This is a genomic window from Pseudoxanthomonas sp. JC1303, from assembly GCF_058448525.1.
Genome location: NZ_CP185958.1, coordinates 376,756 through 399,789, shown reverse-complemented (window position 1 = coordinate 399,789; position 23,034 = coordinate 376,756). Strand labels below are relative to the sequence as shown.

26 protein-coding genes are annotated in these 23,034 nt (G+C 69.2%); 12 read left to right on the top strand and 14 right to left on the bottom strand.

The features are described 5' to 3' along the window. Positions 1 to 64 precede the first annotated feature (64 nt). The 3 genes from ACORQU_RS01885 to ACORQU_RS01875 are packed head-to-tail and all read right to left on the bottom strand — an operon-like array spanning position 65 to position 2,170. The gene (locus ACORQU_RS01885; RefSeq protein WP_271645064.1) at positions 65 to 973 is read right to left on the bottom strand and encodes a histone deacetylase family protein; all 909 of its coding nucleotides are present in this window, start codon (positions 971 to 973) and stop codon (positions 65 to 67) included. After that, positions 970 to 1,533 carry a cob(I)yrinic acid a,c-diamide adenosyltransferase gene (locus tag ACORQU_RS01880; protein ID WP_271645065.1) on the bottom strand — a complete coding sequence of 188 codons (564 nt, stop codon included), beginning with the start codon at positions 1,531 to 1,533 and terminating at the stop codon, positions 970 to 972. The genes ACORQU_RS01885 and ACORQU_RS01880 overlap by 4 nt, the downstream gene beginning before the upstream one ends. A gap of 16 nt (positions 1,534 to 1,549) precedes the next feature. Next, positions 1,550 to 2,170: a hypothetical protein gene (locus ACORQU_RS01875; protein WP_491643030.1), complete on the bottom strand. Its 621-nt coding sequence runs from the start codon at positions 2,168 to 2,170 to the stop codon at positions 1,550 to 1,552. Between the two features lie 271 nt (positions 2,171 to 2,441). Here ACORQU_RS01875 and ubiH point away from each other — a divergent pair, with 271 nt between their 5' ends. From ubiH to ACORQU_RS01860, 3 genes are all read left to right on the top strand, one after another. Further along, positions 2,442 to 3,650, top strand: coding sequence for a 2-octaprenyl-6-methoxyphenyl hydroxylase (ubiH, locus tag ACORQU_RS01870; RefSeq protein WP_491643028.1), 1,209 nt, complete (start codon positions 2,442 to 2,444; stop codon positions 3,648 to 3,650). Beyond that, positions 3,647 to 4,825 carry a UbiH/UbiF family hydroxylase gene (locus ACORQU_RS01865; protein ID WP_491643027.1) on the top strand — a complete coding sequence of 393 codons (1,179 nt, stop codon included), beginning with the start codon at positions 3,647 to 3,649 and terminating at the stop codon, positions 4,823 to 4,825. The genes ubiH and ACORQU_RS01865 overlap by 4 nt, the downstream gene beginning before the upstream one ends. Positions 4,826 to 5,294: 469 nt before the next feature. Next, a complete protein-coding gene (locus tag ACORQU_RS01860) occupies positions 5,295 to 5,447 on the top strand; it encodes a hypothetical protein (protein ID WP_271645069.1) in 153 nt (50 codons plus the stop codon). A 146-nt stretch (positions 5,448 to 5,593) separates the two neighbouring features. On the opposite strand, the gene ACORQU_RS01855 is transcribed toward ACORQU_RS01860, so the two are convergent. Continuing rightward, positions 5,594 to 6,835 (bottom strand): TIGR03862 family flavoprotein, encoded by a 1,242-nt coding sequence (locus ACORQU_RS01855; protein ID WP_491643025.1) that lies wholly within the window; start codon positions 6,833 to 6,835, stop codon positions 5,594 to 5,596. Between the two features lie 113 nt (positions 6,836 to 6,948). Between ACORQU_RS01855 and ACORQU_RS01850 the strand changes: the two genes are divergently transcribed. Then, entirely contained in the window at positions 6,949 to 8,541 is a 1,593-nt protein-coding gene (locus tag ACORQU_RS01850; protein ID WP_491643024.1) for a serine hydrolase, read from the top strand. Between the two features lie 84 nt (positions 8,542 to 8,625). Here the strand turns inward: ACORQU_RS01850 and ACORQU_RS01845 are convergent, their stop codons facing one another. Then, positions 8,626 to 9,063: an FKBP-type peptidyl-prolyl cis-trans isomerase gene (locus tag ACORQU_RS01845; protein WP_491643023.1), complete on the bottom strand. Its 438-nt coding sequence runs from the start codon at positions 9,061 to 9,063 to the stop codon at positions 8,626 to 8,628. A 163-nt stretch (positions 9,064 to 9,226) separates the two neighbouring features. Between ACORQU_RS01845 and ACORQU_RS01840 the strand changes: the two genes are divergently transcribed. After that, positions 9,227 to 9,592, top strand: a complete 366-nt coding sequence (locus ACORQU_RS01840; RefSeq protein ID WP_491643022.1) for a DUF6164 family protein — start codon at positions 9,227 to 9,229, stop codon at positions 9,590 to 9,592. A gap of 15 nt (positions 9,593 to 9,607) precedes the next feature. Here the strand turns inward: ACORQU_RS01840 and ACORQU_RS01835 are convergent, their stop codons facing one another. After that, positions 9,608 to 10,117, bottom strand: coding sequence for an SRPBCC family protein (locus tag ACORQU_RS01835; RefSeq protein ID WP_491643021.1), 510 nt, complete (start codon positions 10,115 to 10,117; stop codon positions 9,608 to 9,610). Between the two features lie 42 nt (positions 10,118 to 10,159). On the opposite strand from ACORQU_RS01835, the gene ACORQU_RS01830 reads away from it, so the two are divergent. Continuing rightward, positions 10,160 to 10,906, top strand: a complete 747-nt coding sequence (locus ACORQU_RS01830) for a sulfurtransferase (RefSeq protein ID WP_491643019.1) — start codon at positions 10,160 to 10,162, stop codon at positions 10,904 to 10,906. Positions 10,907 to 10,909: 3 nt separating this feature from the next. Here the strand turns inward: ACORQU_RS01830 and ACORQU_RS01825 are convergent, their stop codons facing one another. Continuing rightward, positions 10,910 to 11,986: a GGDEF domain-containing protein gene (locus ACORQU_RS01825; RefSeq protein ID WP_491643017.1), complete on the bottom strand. Its 1,077-nt coding sequence runs from the start codon at positions 11,984 to 11,986 to the stop codon at positions 10,910 to 10,912. A gap of 109 nt (positions 11,987 to 12,095) precedes the next feature. Here ACORQU_RS01825 and ACORQU_RS01820 point away from each other — a divergent pair, with 109 nt between their 5' ends. From ACORQU_RS01820 to ACORQU_RS01805, 4 genes are all read left to right on the top strand, one after another. Continuing rightward, positions 12,096 to 12,767, top strand: coding sequence for a glutathione S-transferase family protein (locus tag ACORQU_RS01820; RefSeq protein WP_491643015.1), 672 nt, complete (start codon positions 12,096 to 12,098; stop codon positions 12,765 to 12,767). A gap of 58 nt (positions 12,768 to 12,825) precedes the next feature. Continuing rightward, positions 12,826 to 13,839 (top strand): LLM class flavin-dependent oxidoreductase, encoded by a 1,014-nt coding sequence (locus tag ACORQU_RS01815; protein WP_491643013.1) that lies wholly within the window; start codon positions 12,826 to 12,828, stop codon positions 13,837 to 13,839. A 71-nt stretch (positions 13,840 to 13,910) separates the two neighbouring features. Continuing rightward, entirely contained in the window at positions 13,911 to 14,315 is a 405-nt protein-coding gene (locus ACORQU_RS01810) for a hypothetical protein (RefSeq protein ID WP_491643011.1), read from the top strand. Between the two features lie 27 nt (positions 14,316 to 14,342). Beyond that, positions 14,343 to 14,846 (top strand): GNAT family N-acetyltransferase, encoded by a 504-nt coding sequence (locus ACORQU_RS01805; RefSeq protein ID WP_491643009.1) that lies wholly within the window; start codon positions 14,343 to 14,345, stop codon positions 14,844 to 14,846. Between the two features lie 4 nt (positions 14,847 to 14,850). On the opposite strand, the gene ACORQU_RS01800 is transcribed toward ACORQU_RS01805, so the two are convergent. From ACORQU_RS01800 to ACORQU_RS01770, 7 genes are all read right to left on the bottom strand, one after another. After that, positions 14,851 to 16,881 carry a M2 family metallopeptidase gene (locus tag ACORQU_RS01800; protein WP_491644915.1) on the bottom strand — a complete coding sequence of 677 codons (2,031 nt, stop codon included), beginning with the start codon at positions 16,879 to 16,881 and terminating at the stop codon, positions 14,851 to 14,853. A 129-nt stretch (positions 16,882 to 17,010) separates the two neighbouring features. Further along, a complete protein-coding gene (locus tag ACORQU_RS01795; protein ID WP_491643007.1) occupies positions 17,011 to 17,679 on the bottom strand; it encodes a YrbL family protein in 669 nt (222 codons plus the stop codon). A 44-nt stretch (positions 17,680 to 17,723) separates the two neighbouring features. Then, the gene (locus tag ACORQU_RS01790; protein ID WP_491644913.1) at positions 17,724 to 18,209 is read right to left on the bottom strand and encodes a hypothetical protein; all 486 of its coding nucleotides are present in this window, start codon (positions 18,207 to 18,209) and stop codon (positions 17,724 to 17,726) included. A 91-nt stretch (positions 18,210 to 18,300) separates the two neighbouring features. Then, a complete protein-coding gene (gene minE, locus ACORQU_RS01785; RefSeq protein ID WP_271645081.1) occupies positions 18,301 to 18,555 on the bottom strand; it encodes a cell division topological specificity factor MinE in 255 nt (84 codons plus the stop codon). A gap of 2 nt (positions 18,556 to 18,557) precedes the next feature. Next, positions 18,558 to 19,367, bottom strand: a complete 810-nt coding sequence (gene minD, locus ACORQU_RS01780; protein WP_491643005.1) for a septum site-determining protein MinD — start codon at positions 19,365 to 19,367, stop codon at positions 18,558 to 18,560. Between the two features lie 83 nt (positions 19,368 to 19,450). Next, complete coding sequence (minC, locus tag ACORQU_RS01775; RefSeq protein ID WP_491643004.1) at positions 19,451 to 20,212, bottom strand: septum site-determining protein MinC; 762 nt, start codon at positions 20,210 to 20,212, stop codon at positions 19,451 to 19,453. Further along, positions 20,209 to 20,805, bottom strand: coding sequence for a GNAT family N-acetyltransferase (locus ACORQU_RS01770; protein ID WP_491643002.1), 597 nt, complete (start codon positions 20,803 to 20,805; stop codon positions 20,209 to 20,211). The genes minC and ACORQU_RS01770 overlap by 4 nt, the downstream gene beginning before the upstream one ends. A 158-nt stretch (positions 20,806 to 20,963) precedes the next feature. On the opposite strand from ACORQU_RS01770, the gene ACORQU_RS01765 reads away from it, so the two are divergent. After that, positions 20,964 to 22,196, top strand: coding sequence for a sensor histidine kinase (locus tag ACORQU_RS01765; protein WP_271645085.1), 1,233 nt, complete (start codon positions 20,964 to 20,966; stop codon positions 22,194 to 22,196). After that, on the top strand, positions 22,193 to 22,834 hold the full coding sequence (locus tag ACORQU_RS01760) for a response regulator (RefSeq protein ID WP_491643000.1): 642 nt from the start codon (positions 22,193 to 22,195) through the stop codon (positions 22,832 to 22,834). The genes ACORQU_RS01765 and ACORQU_RS01760 overlap by 4 nt, the downstream gene beginning before the upstream one ends. The last annotated feature ends 200 nt before the right edge of the window (positions 22,835 to 23,034 follow it).

Here is a 23,034-nt window from a genome sequence, read left to right as displayed (position 1 = left end):
TGCAGGGGGCAATGAAGACGCCGTCACGACGTCGGGCTCGGGTTCATCCGCGCCCGGTCGCGGCTCAGCGCAGGGCGGCCACATGGGCGCTGCTGCACTCGCGCAGCGCTTCCAGGTCGTAGCCGCCCTCGAGCATCGAAACGATCCGCCCGCTGGCGTGGCGCTCGGCGATCGCGCGCAGGCGCCCGGTGATCCAGGCGAAATCCTCGGTCTCCAGCATCAGGTCGGCCAGCGGGTCGCGCATATGGGCGTCGAAGCCGGCCGAGATCATCAGCAGCTGGGGGCGGAAGGCCTCGATCGCGGGCAGCATCTGGTCCTCCCACAGGTTGCGGAACACGAAGCTGCCACTGCCTGGTGGCAGCAGGGCGTTGATCACATTGCCAACGCCACGTTCGGAAGGGGCGCCGCTGTACGGGTACAAGCCCGATTCGTGGCTGCTGAAGTAGGCCACGCGCGGATCCTCGAAGAAGATCGCCTGGGTGCCGTTGCCGTGATGGACATCGAAGTCGACCACCGCCACCCGCTCGAGCCGATGCTGGGCGCAGGCATAGGCCGCGCCGATGGCGATATTGTTGAGCAGGCAGAAACCCATCGCCGAGCTCGCCGTGGCGTGGTGTCCCGGTGGGCGGACCGCGCAGAAGGCGATCGGATCGGTCCCGTCCATGACTGCATCCACCGCGGCCACCGCCGCGCCGGCGGCGCGCAGGGCGGCCGCGCGCGATTGCGGGCAGATCACCGTGTCCGGGTCGAGCATGCGAAAGCCGGAGAAGTCCTGTTGCATGACCGCATCGACATGCTCCTGGCTGTGCACCCGGCGCAGGTCGCCGAGTTTGGCGGCAGGCGCTTCGCGCCAGTCCAGGTCACCATGCTCCCGCCGCAGGGTCTCCAGGACCACTTCCAGGCGCGCCGGACGCTCGGGGTGTTCCGGACCGGGATCGTGGGCCAGGCAGGCGGGGTGGGTGAGGATGATCACGGCGCAGGCGTGCGGCGCTGGTGGTTCCAGAGGACTTCACCGGCGCCGTCGGCCCGGGCCAGGACGCGGGCCAGGACGAACAGCAGGTCCGAGAGCCGGTTGAGATAATGCACCGCCTCGGCGCGGACCGGCTCCTGACGCCCCAGGGCGACGGTTTCGCGCTCGGCACGGCGCACGATGGTGCGGGCCAGGTGGCAGCGCGCGGACGCTTCGCCACCGGCCGGCAGGATGAAGTCCTTCAGCGGCGGCAGCGTCTCGTTGTACTGGTCCAGGCTGCGCTCCAGCGCGTCCACGTCCTGCGCGGTGATCGCCGCATGCCCGGGGATACACAGCTCCCCGCCCAGGTCGAACAGCTGGTGCTGCACCATGGTCAGTAGGTCGCGGATGTCCGCCGCGATGCCTGGGACGGCCAGCAGCACGCCCAGCGCGGAGTTGGCCTCGTCCACCGTCCCGTAGGCATTGACCCGCAACGAGTCCTTGCCGGTGCGGCTGCCGTCCCCGAGCCCGGTGCTGCCATCGTCACCGGTCCGGGTATAGATGCGCGAGAGTCGATGGCCCATGCCGGTCGGGCCGGCCTCAGCCGGCGTTGCGGCTGCGCGGCGTGGCCAGACGCACGACCTGCTGCACACCGACGTGCACGATCACGCCCAGGCCCACGTAGATCGCAGTGCTGCGCAGGAACGGCAGGAACCAGTCGCTGTAGTTCTTCCACCAGCCCGCGACCGTTGGCTGCACGACGCTGTCGCTGATCCAGTAGAAGCTGCCCTGGCTGATCAGGTGGCATACGGCCACCGAGACGAACAGGCTCACGCAGGCGGTCGCCAGGGTGCGGTTGTCGGACTGGGTCAGCGACAGTCGCGCGGTCAGTCCGCCGCCCAGCCACAGGGCCAGATAGGCCGGCACCAGGCACCAGTAGGCGGCCGAGACGCAGTAGTGCGCCCAGAAGTCCATTCCCTGCCCGGTGATCACCGCATAGTCCACGCCCACGGCCAGGGCCATGAACAGCGGGAAGGCCCAGCGCGACCAACTGCGCAGGTAGAAGCCACCCATGAAGAACACCGCCCAGGAGGCATCCGGGATGGGCCCGAGGTGGGTCAGCAGTGCCGGCAGGTGCGAGCGGGTGGCGACCATCAGGGCGGCCAACAGGATCAGGATCGCGGCGCGCGGGCCGGCATGGGCGGGAACGTGGCGGGTCATGGGGGCGAAAGCGCTCTGCGGAATTCAGCGACGATTCTAACTTGCGGGCAGGCCGATGGGCGCGCAGGCCGTTCATCGCCGGTATCCAGCCACCCGGTGGACCACGTCATGCGGTGCGCTGCGCCAGCGAGCGGGGCCGGCAGGTCGATCCGGGTGGCGTGATGATCCAAAGGTCCAGGCGGCCGTGAACCAGCACGCCGGCAGCAGAAGGGCTGCCGACCACGGCCAGGCGCGCGCAGCGCCGGTGAGTCGGCGCCGTATCATGTCGTCCATGAGTGCACGACATGATGTGGTGATCATCGGCGGTGGCCTGGTCGGGGCGAGTCTGGCCATCGCCTTGGACCGCCTGGGGCGCGAGGTGGCCCTGGTCGAGGCGACACCGGCCGGCGAGATGCCGGCGGTGTTCGACGAGCGCAACCTGAGCTTCGCTGCGGCCACCGTCAACGCGCTGAGCGCCCTGGGCGTGATGCAACGGCTGCAGACCCCGCCGGGGCCGATCCGCCGGATCCATGTCAGCCGCGCCGGGGATTTCGGCCGGGTGGTGCTGGACGCGGCCGACTACGGGCGCGAGGTCTTCGGCCAGGTCGTGGTGGCGCGCGATTTCGGCACCGCGCTGGAGTCGGCCCTGGGCGACTGCCGGCATCTCACACGCTACCGGCCGGCGCGATTCCTGGGCCTGGCTAGCGCGCTCAATGGCGTACGCCGCCTGCACGTGGCCACCGATGCGGGCGAGATCGAGCTGGAAACCCCGCTGCTGGTCGGCGCCGATGGCAGCCACAGCAGCGTGCGTGGGGCGCTGGGAATCCAGGCCGACGTGCACGACTACCGGCAGCGCCTGTTCGTGGCCCGGGTGCGCACCACGCGCGCGCCGGACGGCACGGCCTGGGAGCGGTTCGGCAATGACGGGCCCACCGCGCTGCTGCCGCGTGGTGATCGCCATCACGGCTTCATCCATGGTGTGCCGGAAGACCAGGCCGACGCGGTGGCCGCGCTTGAAGAGGCCGGCTGGCTGGCGCGTGCGCAGGCGGCCTTCGGCTGGCGGGCCGGGCGTTTCGTCGCCAGCGGACCGCGCAGCGCCTATCCCATCGTCAAGGTGCTGGCCCAGCGCATCACCGCGCCACGCGCCGTGCTGCTGGGCAATGCCGCCCAGTCAATCCATCCGCTGGGCGCGCAGGGCTTCAACCTGGGCCTGCGCGACGCGCTGACCCTGGCTGAACTGGTGGAAGCGGCTGAAGATCCCGGCACTGACACGCTGCTGGACCACTATGCGCGCCGCCGCCAGCCCGACCGCGAGCGCACGCTGCGTTTCTCCGATGGCCTGGCGCGGCTGACCAGCAACGACGCGCCGCTGCTGCGCCCACTGCGCAGCGCCGGCCTGCTGGCGGCGGGGAATCTGGCCGCCGTGCAGTCGATGCTGGTGGGCGGGGCGATGGGCTTTGCCGGTGACGTCCCGGCGCTGTGCCGCGAGGACGCCGCATGAGCCGGTGCGGGCGCAGTGACGTGGTGGTGGTCGGTGGTGGGGTGGTCGGCGCGGCCTGCGCGCTGGCGCTTGCCGCGCAGGATCTGGACGTGACGCTGGTGGAAGGCCAGGTGCCGACGCCGTGGTCGGCCGCCGTGCCCGACCTGCGCGTCTACGCCTTCGCACCGGACAACGCCGCGCTGCTGGAGCGGCTCGGCGTCTGGGCCCAGGTCCGCGACACCCGGGCGCAGCCTTACCGGCGCATGCGGGTGTGGGATGCCGCCGGCGGTGGCGAGCTGACCTTCGACGCCGACCGCCTGGGCCGGCGCCAGCTGGGCTGGCTGGTCGAACATGCCCTGCTGGCCGATCAGCTGTGGGCCGCGCTGCCGGCCGCCGGGGTGCAGGTGCGCTGTCCGGCGCGGGTCGAGGCGATGGACCAGGATGCCGACAGCGTGCGCCTGCGCCTGGACGATGGCATGCGGCTGGAAGCACGCCTGGCGGTCGCCGCCGACGGCGCCGCCTCGACCCTGCGCGCGCTGGCCGGGCTGCCCACGCAGGGGCACGACTATCGCCAGCGCGGCGTGGTCGGCTACCTGCGCTCGGAGCGTCCACACGAGGCCACCGCCTGGCAGCGCTTTCTGCCGACCGGGCCGCTGGCGGTGCTGCCGTTCACGGACGGACGCAGCTCCATTGTCTGGACCCTGCCGCAGGCCGAGGCGGCCCGCATGCAGGCGCTGGACGACGCGACGTTCTCACGCGAGCTGACCCGCGCGTTCGGCGGCCGGCTGGGGGAATTGACCATCGATTCGCCACGGGCGGCTTTCCCGCTGCGCCTGCAACTGGCCCGGCAGTACGTGGAAGGCCGCGTGCTGGTGGTTGGCGATGCCGCGCATGCCGTGCATCCCCTGGCCGGGCAGGGCGTGAACCTGGGCCTGCGCGACGTGGCCGGCCTGATGGAGCTGGTCGCCTCGGCGCGCGCGCGCCGGGCGCCGTGGGACACACCGCACCGGCTGGCGCGCTGGGCGCGGACCCGGCGCAGCGAGAACACCGTCGCCGCCTACACCTTCGATGGCATCAACCGACTGTTCTCCAACGACGAACTGCACACCACCCTGGCCCGAGGCCCACTGCTTGGTCTGGCCGGCCGGATGCCGCCGCTGACGGACCTGCTGTGGCGGCGCGCGGCCGGGCTGTAGCGGACGTCCATTCCGGCTGACGTGACGGCGCGGATGCGGCGGCACATCGGGCCACATTGGTGCCGACGGATCCTCCTGCTGAGCCAGGGCCTCGGTGCGCGCGCCGACGGCGAGCGCGTGAAACGTCAGCAAGTGCGGCATCGGGGCTGACCCTTTCCGGAGGGGCGGGGCTGCCGCTGGATGTCCCGCTCCATCGTGACCGGCGGTCTTGCTTGCGTTTCGCACGGTATTGACCGACGCCACGCGAGCATCGGCCATCACAGTGCTGCAGGAGATCAGCCATGGTCAGTCCGACTCAGCAGCCGCCTTGGCGCCAAGCCGCCCCGGGCATGGCAAGGCTGCGCGTCCGGCTTGGCACCGCGCACAAGGTCCCGGTGCGCAATCGGGCCGGAGTTGTCGGCCACCATGCTTCCCAGCTGGCCGACAGGTTGGCGATCGCACGCCAGACCAGACTGAAGGACAGGCCCGCATGAGCTGGCTCGGGTTGGTGATGGTGCTGGTCTTCGGCTACCTGGCCTTCAAGGTCGCCGCCGTCCTGCTCAAGGGGCTGTTCTGGGTGCTGGTGATCGTCGGCCTCTACTGGTTCGCTTCGGCGTTGCTGGGCCTGCCCTGGATTTTCTGAACGGTGTCATCGGCATGCAGCGCCTGCGTCACCGGGCTTGAACGAAAGGCTGCGCATGATGCGCGCACGTCCACTCCCGCCGGGTCTGGAGCCATTCTCCCGACTGGCCCGTGTGGACGACCAATCCGGCGCTTGATTCGTCTATTTCAGGCGCCTAGCAGCCAGGCCGTCGCGCCCTTCGCGGCGCGGCGGCCCGATGCGAAACACGCCGTCAGCAGATAGCCTCCGGTCGGCGCCTCCCAGTCCAGCATCTCGCCCGCGCAGAACACGCCCGGCACAGTGTTGAGCATGCCCTGCGCATCGATGCCCTCCAGGCACACACCACCGGCGCTGCTGATCGCCTCGGCCACGGGGCGTGGACGCTGTAGGGTCAGCGGCAGGCGATGAATGGCCTGAGCGAGGGCATCCTCGTCGTTGCGCGCCGCACCGCTGACGGTCTCGAATACCAGTGCCGCCTTGGCGCCGTCGATGCCGGCGGCCCGTCGCAGGTGTTCGCCGACGGAGCGGCCCTTGCGCGGTCGCGCCAGGTCGGCCCGCAGGCGCGCCAGTTCGCGACCGGGGGCCAGGTCCAGATGCACCGTGGCCTGGCCGTCGCGGGCGATGGCCTCGCGCAGGTCCGGGGCGATGGCGTAGATCAGGCTGCCCTCGATGCCGGTCTGTGTCAGGACGCACTCACCCTGCAGCGCGTGGGCATTGCCTTCGGCGTCATGCCAATGCGCGACCACGGCCTTGAGCGGGGCGCCGGCGTGCCGGGCCATGTGCGGGCTGAAGGCGATGTCGAAACCGCAGTTGGCTGGCTTCAACGGGCTCACCGCCACCCCGCGCGCGGTCAGCCACGGCTGCCAGGCGCCGTCCGAGCCCAGCTGCGGCCAGCTGGCGCCGCCCAGTGCCAGGACGGTGGCCTCGGGCCGGACGCGCTGGTGCCCATCGGGCGTGTCGAAACCCAGCGCCCCGTCGGCGTCCCAACCGGTCCAGCGGTGGTGCACGTGGAAGCGCACGCCTTGTTCCTTGAGCCGGCGCACCCAGCCACGCAGCAGCGGGGCGGCCTTCAGGTCGGTGGGGAACACGCGTCCGGAGCTGCCGACGAAGGTCTCCACGCCCAGCCCGCGTGCCCAGTCCCGCAGCGCGTCGGCATCAAAGTCGTCCAGCCAGTCGCCCACCCGTGCGGCGCGCTCGCGGTAGCGGGCGTCGAAGCCAGGCCGCGGCTCGGAGTGGGTCAGGTTCATCCCGCCCTTGCCGGCGATCAGGAACTTGCGACCGACCGAACCCTTGGCTTCGTAGAGATCGACCTCAAGGCCGGCGGCGCGGGCGGTCTCGGCGGCCATTAGGCCGGCCGGGCCGCCGCCGACGATGGTCACGCGTGGAGTGGGAACAGGGGCTGCACACATCGCGCCATTATGCGGCGCGCGCGCATGACCGATGGCAGGGCCGGCAGCGGCCCGCGCGCGGGTATGGTGCAGGGCTGTCTTCCATGGCGAACGGGGAATCTTCGATGCGTGTGATGCCGTCTCTGGCCGGGGCGATGCTGTCGGCCTGCCTGCTTGCGCCCGTGGCCCATGCCCAGCAACCGGCGGTGCTGCCGCCACAACTACAGGACTTCGATGCCTACGTGGACCGCACGCGCAGCCAGTTCGATGTGCCCGGCATCGCGGTGGCCATCGTCAAGGACGGCCAGGTCGTGCTGGAGCGCGGCTACGGCCTGCGCGAGCTGGGCAAGCCGGAGAAGGTCGATGCGCGCACGCTGTTCGCCATTGCCTCCAATACCAAGGCTTTCACCTCGGCCTCGATCGCCATGCTGGCCGACGAGGGCAAGCTGAGCCTGGATGACCGGGTGATCGACCACCTGCCGTGGTTCCGCATGTCCGATCCGTACATCACCCACGAGATGCGCATCCGCGACCTGCTGGCCCATCGCAGCGGTCTGTCGTTGGGTGCTGGCGACCTGCTGTACTGGCCGACCACCACCTACACCAACAAGGAAGTGGCCGAGCGCCTGGCCAACGTGCCGATCAAGGGCGGGTTCCGCTACCAGTACGCCTACGACAACATCCTGTTCGGCGTGGCCCAGCTGGTGATCGAACAGGCGTCGGGCATGCCATACAAGCAGTTCCTCCAGCAGAACTTCTTCACCCCGCTGGGCATGGACGACACGGTCTACAACAGCGATGACCTGAAAGACGGCGAGGACGTGGCCACCGGCCACTCCAAGGCCGACTTCAAGGACCTGCAGCCGGCCCCGCGCATGACCTGGTCGAATGTCGGCGGTGCGGGCGGCATCTATTCCAGCGTGCACGACCTGTCCAAGTGGGTCACGGCCCAGCTCAATGGCGGAGTGATCTCGGGCGAGGGCAAGGACGCCAAGCGCTTGTTCAGCGCCAAGCGCCAAGCCGACATGTGGACCATGCTCACGCCGATTCCGGTGTCCGATCCGTCGGTGCCTGAACTGGCGGAGGTCAAGCCCAATTACTTCGGTTACGGCGAAGGCTGGATGCTGTCGGACTACCGCGGCCACAAGCTGGTCTGGCACACCGGCGGCTGGCCGGGGATGGTTTCGCGCATCACCCTGGTGCCGGAGGAGAAGCTGGGCATCATCGTGCTGACCAACCAGGAGGTCGGCGCGGCGTTCAACGCGGTGACCATGCGCGCGCTGGATGCCTACCTGGGCGCGCCCGAGACCGACTGGGTCGCCGCCTACGCCAAGGCCGTGGCCAAGTCCCAGGGCGACGCCGATGCCAGCTGGAAGAAGCATGTGGCTGAGCGCGATGCGAGTGCCAAGCCCGCGTTGCCGCTGTCCGACTACGCCCAGACCTATCGCGACGCCTGGTATGGCGACATCGTGGTGAGCCAGGAACACGGCAAGCTGGTGATCCGCTTCTCCAAGACCCCGCAGCTGGTCGGTGACCTGACCCCGTGGCAGCACGACACCTTCGTGGTCCGCTGGCGCGAGCGCTGGCTCAACGCCGATGCCTTCCTGACCTTCAACCTGGATGCCGACGGCCACATCGTCGATGCCGGGATCAAGCCGATCTCGCCGCTGACCGACTTCAGCTTCGACTTCCAGGATCTGGTGCTCAAGCCGGTGAAACAGGACTGAGCCAGGTGCCGTCGCTCGCGGACACGCGGGATGGCGTCGCCTCGCAGGAAACGTGCGCCGCCGGTGCGGGACGGCGCGCCGCGCTTACTGGGGCTTGACCTGCAGCAGGTCGATATCGAACACCAGCGAGGCGCCGGGCGGGATCACCCCGCCGGCGCCTTCGTCACCGTAGGCCAGGTCCGGTGGAATCATCAGCGTGCGGCGGCCGCCGACCTTCATCCCGACCACGCCCTGGTCCCAGCCCTTGATGACCGTGCCGCCGCCGAGCTGAAAGGTAAAGGGCGCGCCGCGATCAACCGAACTGTCGAACTTCGGGCCGTGCTTGTCCGGCTTGGTGTCGTCGTAGATCCACCCGGTGTAATGCACGCTGACCTGATCGCCGGCTTTCGCCGTCGCGCCCTGGCCAGCGGTCACGTCGGTCATCTGCAGATCGGTCACGCCCCCATGCAGCTCGACAGGCTGGCGGGGCGGGGCGCAGGCAGCCAGCGCAAGCGCCAGCACGAAGGGAGTCCACAGGCGCATCGCGCGCTCCTTTGTCTGGAATGACGGCGCGACACGTTAGCAGGGCCGCGGCGCCCGCGCCCGGTCCTGGCGCGGATGTCATGACGCGAGAGCGACCAAGTTTCGCGGCGGCTCATCGCGCCCCCGGCGCAGCCGGCAGACGCGCAGCGGCTATCCTGTCGCGATGGCCAAGCTGCTGCTCAACCTGCGCAATGTCCCCGACGACGAAGCCGACGAAGTCCGTGCCTGGCTGAAGCAGGCGCGCATCGCCTTCTACGAGACCAAGCCCAGTCCCTGGGGCGTCAGCCACGGGGGGATCTGGCTGGAACAGGACGATGACCTGCCGCAGGCCAAGGCGTTGATGGCCGACTACCAGCATGCGCGCGGCGCGCGGGCCCGCGCCGACGCCGAGCAGGCCCGGCGCGAAGGGCGCGCGGAGACCTTCGCCGGGCTGCTGCGCCACCGGCCGCTGTACGTGCTGGGGCTGCTGCTGGCCATCGTGGTGATCCTAGGCGTCACCCTGGCCTTGCCTTGGTGGCTGCTGGGCTAGGGCCCGTCCGGCGGCTCAGCCAGCCTCGCGCGGCGCGGCGAACAGCGCCAGCAATCCGTCCAGGTAACCCTGCCATCCGACGCGCACACGCGCCTGTCGATCATCCGATGGCGGGGCCACGGTCTGAGTCACGGTGAGCGTGCAGACCTGCGGTGCCTGCGCCATGAACGCCAGCACGACCTGCGCGCTGCTTGCCTGGGGAGGGGCGTCCTCGCTCCAGCGCATCACGATCCGGTGCGGACGCTCGAGCCTGTCGAACACCGCCTGGTGTGCATGGGGCCGCTCGCCGCGCCGGATTCGCAGCACCATCGCGCCGCCCACGCGAGGATCGATGTCCAGGCCGAGCAGCTCACCGCCCACCGTGGCCGGGTCGAACATCCACATGCCGAGCGTGCGGGGCGTCAGCCAGGCGTCGTACAGGCGCTCGCAGGCGACCGCATAGCGCTGCTGGAGCTGGATGGCCTGAGTCGGGGCGGGGGACGCGCGGTCGATCACGGGAGCGGCGGTGAAGGTTGAGCACCCCATTGTCCAGCATCCAGCCCCAGCGGCGCCGGCTAAAATGGCGGCATGATCCTCAATATCGCCGCTTACCACTTCGTCCGCATCGATGCGCCGCGCGCTCTGGCCGACGCGCTCTATGCGCGCGCCGATGCCGCCGGCCTGCGCGGCACGATCCTGGTCGCACCTGAAGGTTTGAACCTGTTCCTGGCAGGGGCGCCGGACGCGCTTGTCGGCTTTCTGGACGCGCTGCGCGAAGACGCGCGCTTTGCCGGGCTGCAGGTCAAGGAAAGCCGCAGCCAAGCGGTGCCGTTCGGCCGTCTCAAGGCCAAGGTCAAGGCGGAGATCATCACCTTCCGCCACGCAGGCGCCGCGCCGCTGGACCGGCCCCGCGCCCCCGCCGTGGCTCCGCGCGATCTGGCGCGCTGGCTGGACCAGGGGCATGACGATGCCGGCCGGCCGGTGGTCTTGCTGGATACCCGCAACGAAGAGGAAGTCGGCCACGGCAGTTTCGCCGGTGCATTGACCTTGCCGATCACCGACTTCACCCAGCTGCCCGATGCCCTGGCGCCACACCGGCCGGTCCTGGCCGATGCGACGGTGGTGAGCTTCTGTACCGGCGGGGTGCGCTGCGAGAAGGCTGCGCTGTGGATGCATGACACCGGCATGGACAACGTGCTGCAGCTCGAAGGCGGGATCCTGGGCTATTTCGAACACGTCGGTGGCCGCCACTACGACGGCGCGTGCTTCGTGTTCGATGACCGGGTGGCACTGCGACCGGACCTGTCGCCGATCGCCGCGTCGGCGCAGGACTGAGGATCAGGGAGACCGCAGGACGCGGTCGCGGCCTTCGCGCTTGGCCCGCAGCAGGGCGTGGTCGGCCCGGCGCATCGCATCCTCCAATGACTCGATGGTGCGCACCTGGCACAGCCCGGCGCTGACGGTCAGCGGGCTAGCGCCCGGCATGGCGCGCACGGCCTCGCACAGGGCCTTCACCATCTCCAGCGCCGCGGCTTCGGGCGCGCCGGGCATGAGCAGGACGAATTCCTCGCCTCCGAGCCGGGCGATCACGTCCTGGCGGCGCGCGTGACGCTGCATCACCCCGGCCACGGCGCGTAGGGCCGCATCGCCGGCGGCGTGTCCATGTTCGTCGTTGACCCGCTTGAAGTGGTCCAGGTCCAGATAGGCCAGCGACATCGGACGGCGCGCATTGCGTGTCGCCTGGAACACCGTGCCGGCATGCATGAACCAGCCCTCGCGGTTGTACAGCCCGGTCAGGACATCGCGCTCCACCCGCAGTTCCAGCGCCCTGCGCAGTTCGTGCAGGTCCACGGCGATCTGCAGCCGGGCATGGCGCATGTACAACCCCGCCATGATGCCGAGCGCGATCACGGCCAGCGTCGTCCACCACTCGGCCAGCGCGGCCTGGCGCCAGGCCAATAGCGCCACCATGGGCAGGACCAGGCCCAGCGACATACCCAGCGTATCGCGCAGGCGGATGGTCAGCGGCAGGCTCTGCATGGCGACGAGCATCGCCACGACGTGCACCAGGCTCAGGCGCGCCGGCTCGGTCTGCACGCTCAAGGCCAAGGCCATGTTGATCAGCGCCACGCCGGCGATGGCCATCCACGCGCTCCCGCCCGGGCTCACCCAGTGGCGGCGGATGGACTGACCCAGCGCGGCGATCACCAGCGACAATGCCAGCCGCACGGGCATCTGGCGCCAGGCGGTCGGATTGTCCAGCAGGATCTCGCGCACGCCGGCGATCAGGAACAGCAGCGGGGCGAACAGGAACAGGACCACGACATAGTGACGCGACTGCTCGCGCTGCTGCGCGATCAGCGCCTCGCGCTCTTCCCACGCCAGCTCGTCCAGCCGGCCGTTCAACCACCCCATCTCGCGCTGCCCCTGTTCCAACCTGTCGACAATAGCCAAAAATCCCGCTCACCGGGCGAATGCCTGCGGCCGCTATGATCCCGGCGACGTGCACTGCCAAGGCCGCGACATGATCACCGTTCACCATCTCAACAACTCGCGCTCCCAGCGCGTGCTGTGGCTGCTCGAGGAGCTTGGACTGGACTACACGGTGGTCCGTTACCAGCGCGATCCGCGCACCATGCTGGCGCCGCCGGAGCTCAAGCAGATCCATCCGCTGGGCAAGGCCCCGGTCGTGCAGGACGACGCCCGGCTGCTGGCCGAGTCCGGCGCCATCATCGAATACCTGGTCGACACCTACGACGCGCAGCGTGCGCTCGCGCCCTCGCCGGGGACCGATGAACACCTGCGCTATCGCTACTGGCTGCACTATGCGGAGGGCTCGCTGATGCCGCCGTTGCTGGTGACCCTGGTGTTCAACCGCATCCGCAGCGCGCCGATGCCGTTCTTCGTCAAGCCCATTGCCCGGGCCATCGCCGACAAGGGGCTGGCCGGCTTCGCGCGGCCGCAGGTGCGGCTGCACCTGGATTACCTGGAAGCCGAGTTGCGGCAGCGGCCGTGGTTCGTCGGCGAGGATTTCTCGGCGGCCGACATCGCCCTAAGCTTCCCGCTGGAGGCGGCGCAGGCGCGGTACGGCTTCGAGGACTACCCGCTGCTGGCCCGATTCATCGAGCGCATCCATGCGCGCCCGGCCTATCAGCGTGCGCTGGCCCAGGGCGGTCCCTACGACCTGCTGAGCTGAATACAGCGTCGCATCTGCGGGGGTGGAAGCAGGCGGCCTGCGGCCTCATGTTGATCGCATGACGACGTCCATCCCCTCGATTCCCTATTCCGTGCTGGACCTGGCCCCGGTCTGTGAAGGCAGCACGCCGGCCCAGGCCTTCGCCAATTCCCTGGACCTGGCCCGCAATGCCGAGGCGCTGGGCTACACCCGTTACTGGCTGGCCGAACACCACAACATGCCCGGCATCGCCAGCGCGGCCACCGCCGTGCTGATCGGTCACGTGGCCGGTGGCACCTCGACCATCCGGGTCGGGTCGGGCGGCGTGATGCTGCCCAACCACGCGCCGCTGCAGGTGGCCGAGCAGTTCGGCACGCTGGCCTCGCTGTATCCGGGGCGCATCGACCTGGGGCTGGGGCGGGCGCCGGGGACCGACCAGCCCACCGCCCGGGCGCTGCGTCGCTACTTCGACAGTGCCGACCAGTTCCCGGCCGATGTGACCGAACTGCTGCGCTATTTCGCTCCGGCCCAGCCCGGGCAACTGGTGCAGGCAGTGCCTGGCGCCGGCATCGAGGTGCCGGTGTGGCTGCTGGGGTCCAGCCTGTTCAGCGCTACCCTGGCCGCGCAGCTGGGGCTGCCGTTTGCCTTTGCCTCGCACTTCGCCCCCGACGCGATGGATCAGGCGCTGGCGGTGTACCACCGCGATTTCCGGCCCTCGCGCCATCTGCAGCAGCCCTACGCAATCCTCGGCCTGAATGTGATTGCCGCGGAGACCGATGCGCAGGCCAAGCGCCTGTTCACCACCGCGCAGCAGGCCTTCGTGAACCTGCGCCGTGGCGCGCCCGGCAAGATTCCCGCCCCGATCGACGATATCGAGGCCTACTGGCAGCCCCACGAAAAAGCCGGCGTCGAGCGCGCGCTGGCCTGCAGTGTGGTCGGCTCGCCGCAGACCGTGCGCGAGGGGCTGGCGGCCTTCATCGACCGCCACCGCCCGGACGAGATCATGATCGTGGCCAATATCTACGACCACGCCGCGCGGGTGAATTCCTACCGGATCGCCGCCGAGGCGATGGCGCCGGCCCAGGCCGCCTGAACGGCGTGCCCGGGCCGAGCGGGGCGCGAGGGGTTACCCTAGTGCCTCACGCAGTCTGTCTTTCGTTTCCCATGTCGATCACCTCCAAGCAGCGCCGTGATGCGCGCAAGCGCCGTGAGCAGCGCGCCCGCAACCAGGACGTCGCCAGCGCCGCAGCGCCTTCCCCGATCGAGCCGCACGCCGAGCTGCGTGACGCCGACCAGCAACTGCTGGCCGGCATCGTGCGCCGCGACGGGCAGTGGGTGCTGGGCATGGACGGGCGCATCGCTGGGGAATCGGACAGCGCCGCGCACGTGCTGGCGCTGATCCTGCGGGCGGCCGAACTGCATGACCGTGCTGGCACCAACGTGCGTCTGGAGTATTCGGAGACGCTCAAGCAAGCCGCCCACGCCGAGGCGGCCGGCCAGGGCCTGAGCTTCGATCAGTTCCGTCAGCAGCTGGTGGCCGGCCTGCAGGGCGAGCAGGAAACCCACTAAACCCGCATGGCCGTGCCCGCATCGCGCGTGAGCTTACGGCGCCTGTTGCGCACCGATGCCGCCGCGCTGATCGCCGCGCACCGCGCCAGCGTGGCCCTGCATCGTTCCTGGGTGACCCCGTGCCTGGACCACGCCGGGTTCGAGGCCTGGTTCGCCCGGACCCTTGCCGACGACTATGTGAGCCTGATCGCGCTTGAACGCGGCAGTGGCGCCGTCGTCGGCGTGTTCAATGCCAGCCAGATCAGCCGAGGCAACTTCCTCAGCGCCTATATGGGCTATTACGCCTGCGTCCCGTACGCCGGGCGTGGATTGATGCGCGAAGCGCTGCCGCAGGTGATCGCCTACCTGTTTGGCGAAATCGGGTTGCATCGCATTGAGGCCAATATCCAGCCCGGCAACGCCGCCTCGATCGCCCTGGCCCGCGGGGCTGGCTTTCGCCTGGAGGGCTTCTCCCCGCGCTACCTGCGTATCGACGGGGTCTGGCAGGACCACGAGCGATGGGCGCTGCTGGCCGATGAGGCCGGCTTCTAGCGGCTCAGCGTTTCGCGTCCGCCGCAGGTGCGGCCGGTACCTGCCACCCGCAGTTGCGGCCTGCGTTCTGCTCCTTCAGCCAGGCCTGAAGCGGCTGGAAGTACTCCAGCATCGGGCCGGCGTCCATCTTCTCGCTGCCGGTCAGGGTCTTGAGCGTCTGCTGCCAGGGCTGGCTGCTGCCCTGGCCGAGCATGGCCCAGAATTTCTGCCCGGCCACCTTGTTGTCGTAGAAGCTGCACTGGTTGAGGGGTCCGGTGTAACCGGAGGCATCGCACAGTGCCTTGTAGAACTGGAACTGCAGGATGGCGGCCATGAAGTAACGCGTATACGGCGTGTTGGCCGGTACGTGGTACTTGGCGCCCGGATCGAACTGGTCCTCGCCGCGCGGCGAGGGGGGCGCGACACCCTGGTACTGCGCCTTGAGCCGCCACCAGGCCGCGTTGTACTGGTCCGGCTTGATCGAGCCATCGAACACGCCCCAGCGCCAGCGGTCGATCAGCAGTCCAAATGGCAGGAAGGCCACCTTGTTGAGCGCCATGCGCATCTGCGCGTTGACCAGCGCCTGTTCGCTCTGCGCCTGTTCGGGGACCAGGCCGATCGAGGCCAGGTAATCGGGTGTCATCGCCAGCACGATGGTGTCGCCGATCGCCTCGTGGAAGCCATCGTTGGCACCGGACTGGAACAGCGGCGGCTGCGCGTTGTAGGCCAGGTCGTAATACAGGTGGCCCAGCTCGTGGTAGATCGTGGTGAAGCTGTCCTCGTCCGGTTTGATGCACATCTTGGTGCGCACGTCGCCGGCCATGTCCAGGTCCCAGGCGCTGGCATGGCAGACCACGTCACGGTCGCGCGGCTTGATGAACTGCGACTTGTCCCAGTAGCTGTCGGGCAGGGGCGGCATGCCCAGCGAGGTGTAGAAATCCTGCGCCCGGGCGGCCATGGCCTTGGCGCTGGCCAGGTCCGCGGCGTGGCGCAGGTCGGCGACGCGGGCGATCGCGCGGTCGTAGGCGCGGCGGTTCATGCGCTCGCGAGTGGCATCGTCCGGGGCATGCCCCAGCGCCTTGAGCTGGCTGGCGTAGTCCGCATCACGGGCATCCTCGAAGGGATCCTCGGTGTCCAGGCCGGCGTCCTTCAGCGTCCGCTCGTAGCGCTTGTCGTCGCCGGCCTGCAGTGCGGCGGTGATGTCCAGGCCACCGGCGTCCGGGTAGGGCTGCAGCAGGTCCCATAGGTTGCTCCAGTCCTGGGCCCACATGTTGCCCATCAGCTGGGCCGGCAGCAGGCCGCCGTCGGCCTGACCGCGGGCGCCGTAGCGGGCTTCCAGCTTGCTGCGGGTGTAGCACTGCAGCTGTTCGTAGAGCGGTTTGACCTGGCCCCATAGCCGGTCGGTGTCGGCGGCGATCCCACCGGGCGCCATGTCGTAGCCGCTGCGCCACAGCTCCCCGGCATCGGCGAAGCCCATGTCACGCGCGCCTTCGTTGACCAGTTCCACGAAACGCGTGTAGTCGCCGCGCATCGGCGCGCCAATCGCATGCCAGCCCTGCCAGGCATCGAGCTGGGCGTCGTAGTCGCGGCTATGCGCCAGCACGTCCTCCAACTGGCCCAGCTGCCGGCATTGCTGTGCATCGCCCTCGCCGGTGCAATAGCGGCCGGCGCCGTACATGCCTTCCATGCGCGTGGCGATGCGGGTCAGCTCGGCGAGCTTCTGCGGATCGCGCGGGGCCGGCATGGCGGTCATCAGCTTGAGCTGGTGGATGGCGCGCGCGGTCTGCGGCGCCATCTTCTGCCCTTCGAAGCGCCGCGACTGGGCGATCCAGGCATTGAGCTGGGTCAGGGCGTCTTCGTTGGCCTTGGCGGCCACGCGCTGGCTGTCGTCGTTGATGTAGGTGGACGACAGCCACTGGGCCGAGTTGATTGCCGGCGACTGGAGGCGCAACTGCGCGTTGACGCGTTCGACGAAGGCATCGGCGGTCTCACCTTCGGGTGCCTTGGCCACCCCGGGCGTTGCCGGTTCCTCGTCGCGGCCGCAGCCGGACAACAGGGCCAGCGACAGGCTGGCGGCGACGGCAAACACGAGGTGGCGTGGCTTCACGTGACTCTTCCCTGGGCGCAGTGCAGCCCGCAGGCTAGTGAAGGGCTGCGCGTCCCGCAAGCACGATGGCGCCCGGGCTCATGCGGGCAGGGCGGCGCGAATCTGTTGGCGCAGTCGCTGTGCCCAGCGACGGATGCGCCGCCGTGCGGTGGCACCGAACCAACCTGGCATGCGGGCGATCCGGCCCACGCGCGCCAGGGGCCTGACATCGACACAGACCAACCGCGGGCCCGGTTCGTCGCCGACCACCAGCAGGTTGCCGGCGTGGACATCGAACAGCGGGATGCGATGCCTGAGCAGCCATTGCTCGAACTGATCCACGGCCGCGCACAACGACGCGGCCGGATAGTCCGATGCCCCGAGCAGTAGCGTGGACAGGCTGGGCGCGGGTGCGCCGTCGGGCAGGGTGACACGCTCGCAGCACAGGGCCTGGCCGTAGGCGGTGCGGTACATGCCCAGCACGGTCGCAAGATGAGGCTGCAGGTCCTGCGGCGACAGCCGTGCCGAGAGCTGCAGCCAGGCGCGCAACTCGGCGTGGTTCTCGTCGCGTTGCGGCGCCCGGCCGGCGCGCCAACGCTGCATGCGGCGGCGCAGCCCGGCGCGGGCACGCTGACCGGGCGGGAGCATGAATTTGAGGCAATGCCGCGTGTCGCGCCGGTCGATCACGCAGACCCGATCGGCGCTGCGACCGATCACGGTCATGTGGTTCCAGGCATCACCGGGCCTTGGACCGGTTTCGGTACTCATCTTGCGTCCCCTGAAACGCGCGCTGTCCGGATTCTGGTCGTGACTCAGGTGGGCAGGCCGCGTTCGGCCAGCCAGCGCCGGGCATCCTCGGCGTCATGTTCGATCCACGCCGCGGTCGAGCCGAGCCGGAACGAATAGCCCCACGCGTCCATGTCGGCCATCAGCCGCGCACGCCCCACGCCGGGCAGTTGGTCGGCCAGCACGACCTGCAGGTAGCAGGTGGCGTCCTCCTCGATGTCCGAGTCGGTCGCGTCGGTATGGACCAGGGCGCGGGCCTCGGGCGTGAGCACGATCAGGTGGCAGGCCTCGTGCAGCATCGAGTGCACCGGCGTGTCGCCGCGCACGTAGACGTTGTGCGCGATCACGCCGGCTTCCGGATCGCCCCAGAAGCTGCCGGGGATCGGGACCCCGTCCGGCACCTTGTGCAGGACCAGGTCGAACCGCGCCAGCAGCGCGGCCAGCGTGTCGAACGCCATCTGTCCCACGCGCAACACGGTGGCCATGGCTGCATCGCTGCCCGGCTCCGGCATGGGGTCGGAAAAGGCAAGGGCGTTTTGCGCTGTCATGGCGTCGTGCGTGTGCGAGAAGAGGCACGGGCCGCGGGGCCCGCACCGGGATGGATCAGGCCTTGCCTTCGGGCAGGGCCACCGAGATGTCCAGCACGTCGTGGTCACCGTCCTTGAGCAGGTCGACCTTGACCGCGTCGGCGTCGATGTTGACGTACTTCTTGATCACTTCCAGCAGCTCGCGCTGCAGCAGCGGCAGATAATCAGGTCCGCCACGCTGGTTGCGCTCCTGGGCAATGATGATCTGCAGACGATTCTTGGCCGTCTCGGCGGTGTTCTTCTTGGCTTTGAGGAAATCGAACATACCCATGCTCAACCTCCGAACAGCTTGCTGAAGAAGCCCTTCTTCTCGAATGTAGTGAAGCGCATCGGACGGTCTTCACCCAGCAGGCGGGCCACGGCGTCGTCATAGGCCTGGCCGGCGGGCGATTCCAGATCCAGGATCACCGGTTCGCCCTTGTTGGAGGCGTTGAGCACGTCGCCGGACTCGGGGATCACGCCAATGGTCTTCAGGCCCAGCACTTCCTCCACGTCCTTGATGGACAGCATCTCGCCGGTCTCCACGCGGGCCGGGTTGTAGCGGGTCAGCAGCAGCTGCGGGCTGATGGTCTTGCCCTCCTCGGCGCGGCGGGTCTTGGAATCCAGCAGGCCCAGGATGCGGTCGGAGTCGCGCACCGAGGACACTTCCGGATTGACCACCACGATCGCCTTGTGGGCGAAGTACATCGCCAGGAAGGCGCCCTTCTCGATGCCCGCCGGCGAATCGCACACCACGAAGTCGAAGCCGTCGGCATCGAGGTCGTTGAGCACCTTCTCCACGCCCTCGGACGTCAGTGCGTCCTTGTCGCGGGTCTGCGAGGCGGCCAGCACGAACAGCGTATCGAAGCGCTTGTCCTTGATCAGGGCCTGCTTGAGGGTGGCCTCGCCCTGGGTGACGTTGATGAAGTCGTACACCACCCGGCGCTCGCAGCCCATGATCAGGTCCAGGTTGCGCAGGCCGACATCGAAGTCGATGACCGCGACCTTCTTGCCGCGACGGGCCAGGCCGCACGCGATGCTGGCGCTGGTGGTGGTCTTGCCTACGCCGCCCTTGCCGGACGTGACGACGATGATCTCAGCCAATGGTGTTCTCCGAAAAAAGGGGGTGCGATGGATGCATGTTGCAGGTGGCACCGGCCGGGGGACCGGCGCCGGCGCCGCGCGGGTCAATCCTGCGCGGCGATGTTCAGTTGTCCGTCTTCCAGCCAGACCTGCACGGCCTTGCCGTGCAGGGCACGGGGGACGTCGTCCAGGACCTTGTAGTGCCCCGCGATGGCGACCAGTTCGGCATGGAAGGCGCTGCAGAAGATACGCGCCTCCTGGTTGCCCTGGGCGCCGGCCAGGGCGCGGCCGCGCAGGGGACCGTAGATATGGATCGAGCCGTCGGCGATGACTTCGGCCCCGGCGCCGACCGTGGTCAGGACGGTCAGGTCGCGCTGCTCGGCATAGAGTTGCTGGCCCGAGCGCACGGCGGTCTTCTGCACCAGGCCCGGCTGGGCCGGGCTCTTGGGCGGCGGCGGGGCCGGCTCAGGGGCGGGCGCGACCGGAGGCGGGGCCGGGGCGGGCGCCGGTTCGCTGCGTTCGTACTGGGTGCGGAACTTGGCCAGCAGGGGCAGGCCGAGCTGCTCGGACAGGGCCTCGATCTCCGAGGTGCCGTACGCCAGGGCGATCGGCAGGACACCGGCCGCACGCAAGCCCTCGAGCAGGGCGCGCGCGGTGTCCACGTCGGGGGTGCGCATCAGGCCGCCGAAATCGATGATGACCGCGGCGCGCCCGAACAGCTTGGGCGCGCGCTGCACGCGTTCGCGCATCTCGCGCACCAGCGCTTCGACATCCAGGGTGCGCACGCGCAGGTTGGCGACGCCGACCTGGCCGATCTTCAGTTCGCCGGCCTGCTCGTAGCCGGTGACAGGGGAGGGGGCGCTCATGTTCCGGTCGGCCTCTGGGCGCCGGCCGCGGTGTAGCGGCGTGCCTGGGTCCACGGCACCTCGGGCAGCTTGCCGGCGTAGGTCTCCAGGACCCAGGGGTAGCTGCATAGCTCCTTCATCAACATGCTGGCGCGCACCTTGACCCCGGGCATCACGTGCTGGCCGATCTCGCGGAAGCCGAAGCTGCCGTGGAACAGCAGCGCCGGGTCCGCGCCATGGTCCAGGAACACCTCGCAGGCCAGCTGCGGGTAGCGCAGCTCGGCATAGCTCTGCACGTCGGCATAGAAGGCGCGGCCGACACCGCCACCGCGACGCCGACTGGCGACCACGATGCGGTCGATGTAGAAAAATTCGGGATGGCGCTCCTGGAACCAGGCGTAATTGCTGCTGTCGTGGCCCACGCCGGAGCCAAAACCGACCAGGAAGCCGGCCAGGTTGCCGTCGCGCTCGGCGACGCGGAAGTATTCGGCACGTTCATAGAAGTCGTGCACGCGCGCGCTGTCCAGCGGCAGGATCGCCAAGCCCGCGTTGTTGTTCAGGGCCAGGACGGAATCCAGCTCGTGCTCGCGCACATCGCGGATGACGATCGACATCGGGCTTGCTCCAGAGAAACCACACCCCGATTGCGCGGGGGAGCACCGATTATCGCATGGGCGGCCGCGCCTGCGGGGCGTGGTGGCCCGCTTGGCGCGGGAAACGGGCATGACTTCAGGCCGGGTTGCGCGGCACCGCGGCGCCGTAAGATGCCGACATGCTCGAGCGAATCCCCCATACCCGTCTGCTGCGCGCCGCCGGGCTTTACACCTGGGCGCTGGTGGGGATTCCCATCGTCCTGAACGTCTGGTTCCTGCCGCCTTCGCGCGGGGCCGAGGGCGCGGGGCTGAACGTGCCGATGTCGCTGCTGGCCTACCTGGCCTTCGGCCTGTGCTACTGGCTGGCCACCCGCGCCCTGCACGAGCGACCGCCTCAGCATCCCAGTCTGGTGAACGTGGTGGTCCTGCTGGTGATGATCTCCTCCAGCGTGGCCGTCGGCTTCTACACCCAGACCGGTCTGGGCGCGCTGCTGCTGGTGGTGGTGGCTGGGGTGCTGCCCTGGATGCTGGAGTTGCGCTGGGCGGTGCTGTGGTTGATGTTCGCCCACGTGCCGCTGGTGCCCTCGTTCATGGCCCGCGACGACTTCAACCTGTGGGAATCGGTGTTCCAGTCTTCCTTCTATGTGGGCTTTGCGGCCTTCGTGCTGGTCACCGCCTACGTGGCGCGGCAGCAGGCGCAGGCGCGCGAGGAGCAGCGCCGGCTGAACGCCGAACTGCGGTCTACCCGCGCCCTGCTGACCGAGAGCGCCCGGGTCAATGAGCGCACCCGCATCTCGCGCGAGCTGCACGACCTGCTGGGCCATCACCTGACGGCCCTGAGCCTGAACCTGGAGGTGGCCGGCCATGTCACCCAGGGACGCGCCCAGGAGCACGTGCGCCAGGCCCATACGCTGGCCCGGCTGCTGCTGACCGATGTGCGAGAGGCGGTCAGCCAGCTGCGCGAGTCCGGCGCGATCGACCTGGCCGCCGCGCTGCGGCCGCTGGCCGAGCACGTGCCTTCCCTGCAGATCCACCTGGACCTGCACGAACCACTGACCCTGGAAGACCCCGAGCGCGCCCATGTGCTGCTGCGCTGTGCCCAGGAGATCATCACCAACGCGGTACGCCACGCCGGTGCGCGCAACCTGTGGATCAGCTGCCAGCGTGAAGGCCTGGATCTGCTGATGAACGCGCGCGACGATGGCCGCGGCGCCAGCGAGTTCAACGCCGGCAATGGCTTGCGGGGCATGCGCGAGCGCCTGCGCCAGTATGGCGGTCAGATGCAGGTCGATACTTCCGATGGGCAGGGCTTTCGCCTGTCGCTGCGTCTGTCGGCCGGCAGCGATGATCCGCTGCTTGCCGGCCCGGTGACCTCTGCCGCCGTGCTTACTTCCACTGGAGACATTCCATGATCCGTGTCTGCCTGGTCGACGACCAGAACCTGGTCCGTCAGGGCATCCGTTCGCTGCTGGCCCTGGATGACGGTATCGAAGTGGTCGGCGAGGCCGCCGACGGCCAGCAGGCCGTCGCGCTGATTCCCCAACTCAAGCCCGACGTGGTCCTGATGGACATGCGCATGCCGGCGATGTCCGGACTGGAGGCGCTGCAGGCCCTGGCCCGCGCCGGCCAGCTGCCGCCGTCGATCATCCTGACCACCTTCGACGACGACCAGCTGGTCCTTGCCGGGCTCAAGGCCGGTGCCAAAGGCTATCTGCTCAAGGATGTTTCCCTGGAGCAGCTGGTCGGGGCCATCCGTACCGTGGCCGAAGGGGGCTCGCTGGTCCAGCCGGCGGTGACCCAGCGCCTGCTCTCGGGCCTGGAGCACATGCGCAACGAGTTCGTCAGCCTGGATCGCCCCGATCCGCTGACCGATCGGGAGACCGAGATCCTGCGCCTGATGGCCTCGGGCTTCTCCAACAAGGAGATCGCCAATTCGCTGGGCGTGGCCGAGGGCACCATCAAGAACCACGTGTCCAACATCCTCTCCAAGTTGGGCGTGCGTGACCGCACCCGCGCGGTCCTCAAGGCCTTCGAACTGCAGTTGGTCTGAAGCATCGCCAAGGATCTGTTCGACGGGGCGGGGCACGGGGCAGGGGCGGATTGGACGTGCCAGGGCTTGGGCGTGGCCTGAATTCTGGCAAGGCGAGGGTGCCGGCTCTGGAGATCCGCGGTTGCCTGGCTGACGTGTTGCGCCGGAGCGTGTCGCGGCGATGCCTGCCATGGTGCTTGGTCCGGCCTCCGCGGCACCAC

Bases quoted from the DNA above. Each gene is read 5' to 3' on its own strand.
- ACORQU_RS01810 (WP_491643011.1), top strand. From the start codon at position 13,911: ATGTCGATCACCTCCAAGCAGCGCCGTGATGCGCGCAAGCGCCGTGAG.
- ACORQU_RS01875 (WP_491643030.1), bottom strand. From the start codon at position 2,170: ATGACCCGCCACGTTCCCGCCCATGCCGGCCCGCGCGCCGCGATCCTG.
- ACORQU_RS01855 (WP_491643025.1), bottom strand. From the start codon at position 6,835: ATGTGTGCAGCCCCTGTTCCCACTCCACGCGTGACCATCGTCGGCGGC.
- ACORQU_RS01845 (WP_491643023.1), bottom strand. From the start codon at position 9,063: ATGCGCCTGTGGACTCCCTTCGTGCTGGCGCTTGCGCTGGCTGCCTGC.
- ACORQU_RS01820 (WP_491643015.1), top strand. From the start codon at position 12,096: ATGATCACCGTTCACCATCTCAACAACTCGCGCTCCCAGCGCGTGCTG.
- ACORQU_RS01795 (WP_491643007.1), bottom strand. From the start codon at position 17,679: ATGAGTACCGAAACCGGTCCAAGGCCCGGTGATGCCTGGAACCACATG.
- ubiH (WP_491643028.1), top strand. From the start codon at position 2,442: ATGAGTGCACGACATGATGTGGTGATCATCGGCGGTGGCCTGGTCGGG.
- ACORQU_RS01790 (WP_491644913.1), bottom strand. From the start codon at position 18,209: ATGCCGGAGCCGGGCAGCGATGCAGCCATGGCCACCGTGTTGCGCGTG.
- ACORQU_RS01880 (WP_271645065.1), bottom strand. From the start codon at position 1,533: ATGGGCCATCGACTCTCGCGCATCTATACCCGGACCGGTGACGATGGC.
- minC (WP_491643004.1), bottom strand. From the start codon at position 20,212: ATGAGCGCCCCCTCCCCTGTCACCGGCTACGAGCAGGCCGGCGAACTG.
- ACORQU_RS01865 (WP_491643027.1), top strand. From the start codon at position 3,647: ATGAGCCGGTGCGGGCGCAGTGACGTGGTGGTGGTCGGTGGTGGGGTG.
- ACORQU_RS01840 (WP_491643022.1), top strand. From the start codon at position 9,227: ATGGCCAAGCTGCTGCTCAACCTGCGCAATGTCCCCGACGACGAAGCC.
- ACORQU_RS01830 (WP_491643019.1), top strand. From the start codon at position 10,160: ATGATCCTCAATATCGCCGCTTACCACTTCGTCCGCATCGATGCGCCG.
- ACORQU_RS01770 (WP_491643002.1), bottom strand. From the start codon at position 20,805: ATGTCGATCGTCATCCGCGATGTGCGCGAGCACGAGCTGGATTCCGTC.
- minE (WP_271645081.1), bottom strand. From the start codon at position 18,555: ATGGGTATGTTCGATTTCCTCAAAGCCAAGAAGAACACCGCCGAGACG.
- ACORQU_RS01765 (WP_271645085.1), top strand. From the start codon at position 20,964: ATGCTCGAGCGAATCCCCCATACCCGTCTGCTGCGCGCCGCCGGGCTT.
- ACORQU_RS01850 (WP_491643024.1), top strand. From the start codon at position 6,949: ATGCCGTCTCTGGCCGGGGCGATGCTGTCGGCCTGCCTGCTTGCGCCC.
- ACORQU_RS01835 (WP_491643021.1), bottom strand. From the start codon at position 10,117: ATGGGGTGCTCAACCTTCACCGCCGCTCCCGTGATCGACCGCGCGTCC.
- ACORQU_RS01760 (WP_491643000.1), top strand. From the start codon at position 22,193: ATGATCCGTGTCTGCCTGGTCGACGACCAGAACCTGGTCCGTCAGGGC.
- ACORQU_RS01860 (WP_271645069.1), top strand. From the start codon at position 5,295: ATGAGCTGGCTCGGGTTGGTGATGGTGCTGGTCTTCGGCTACCTGGCC.
- ACORQU_RS01825 (WP_491643017.1), bottom strand. From the start codon at position 11,986: ATGGGGTGGTTGAACGGCCGGCTGGACGAGCTGGCGTGGGAAGAGCGC.
- ACORQU_RS01815 (WP_491643013.1), top strand. From the start codon at position 12,826: ATGACGACGTCCATCCCCTCGATTCCCTATTCCGTGCTGGACCTGGCC.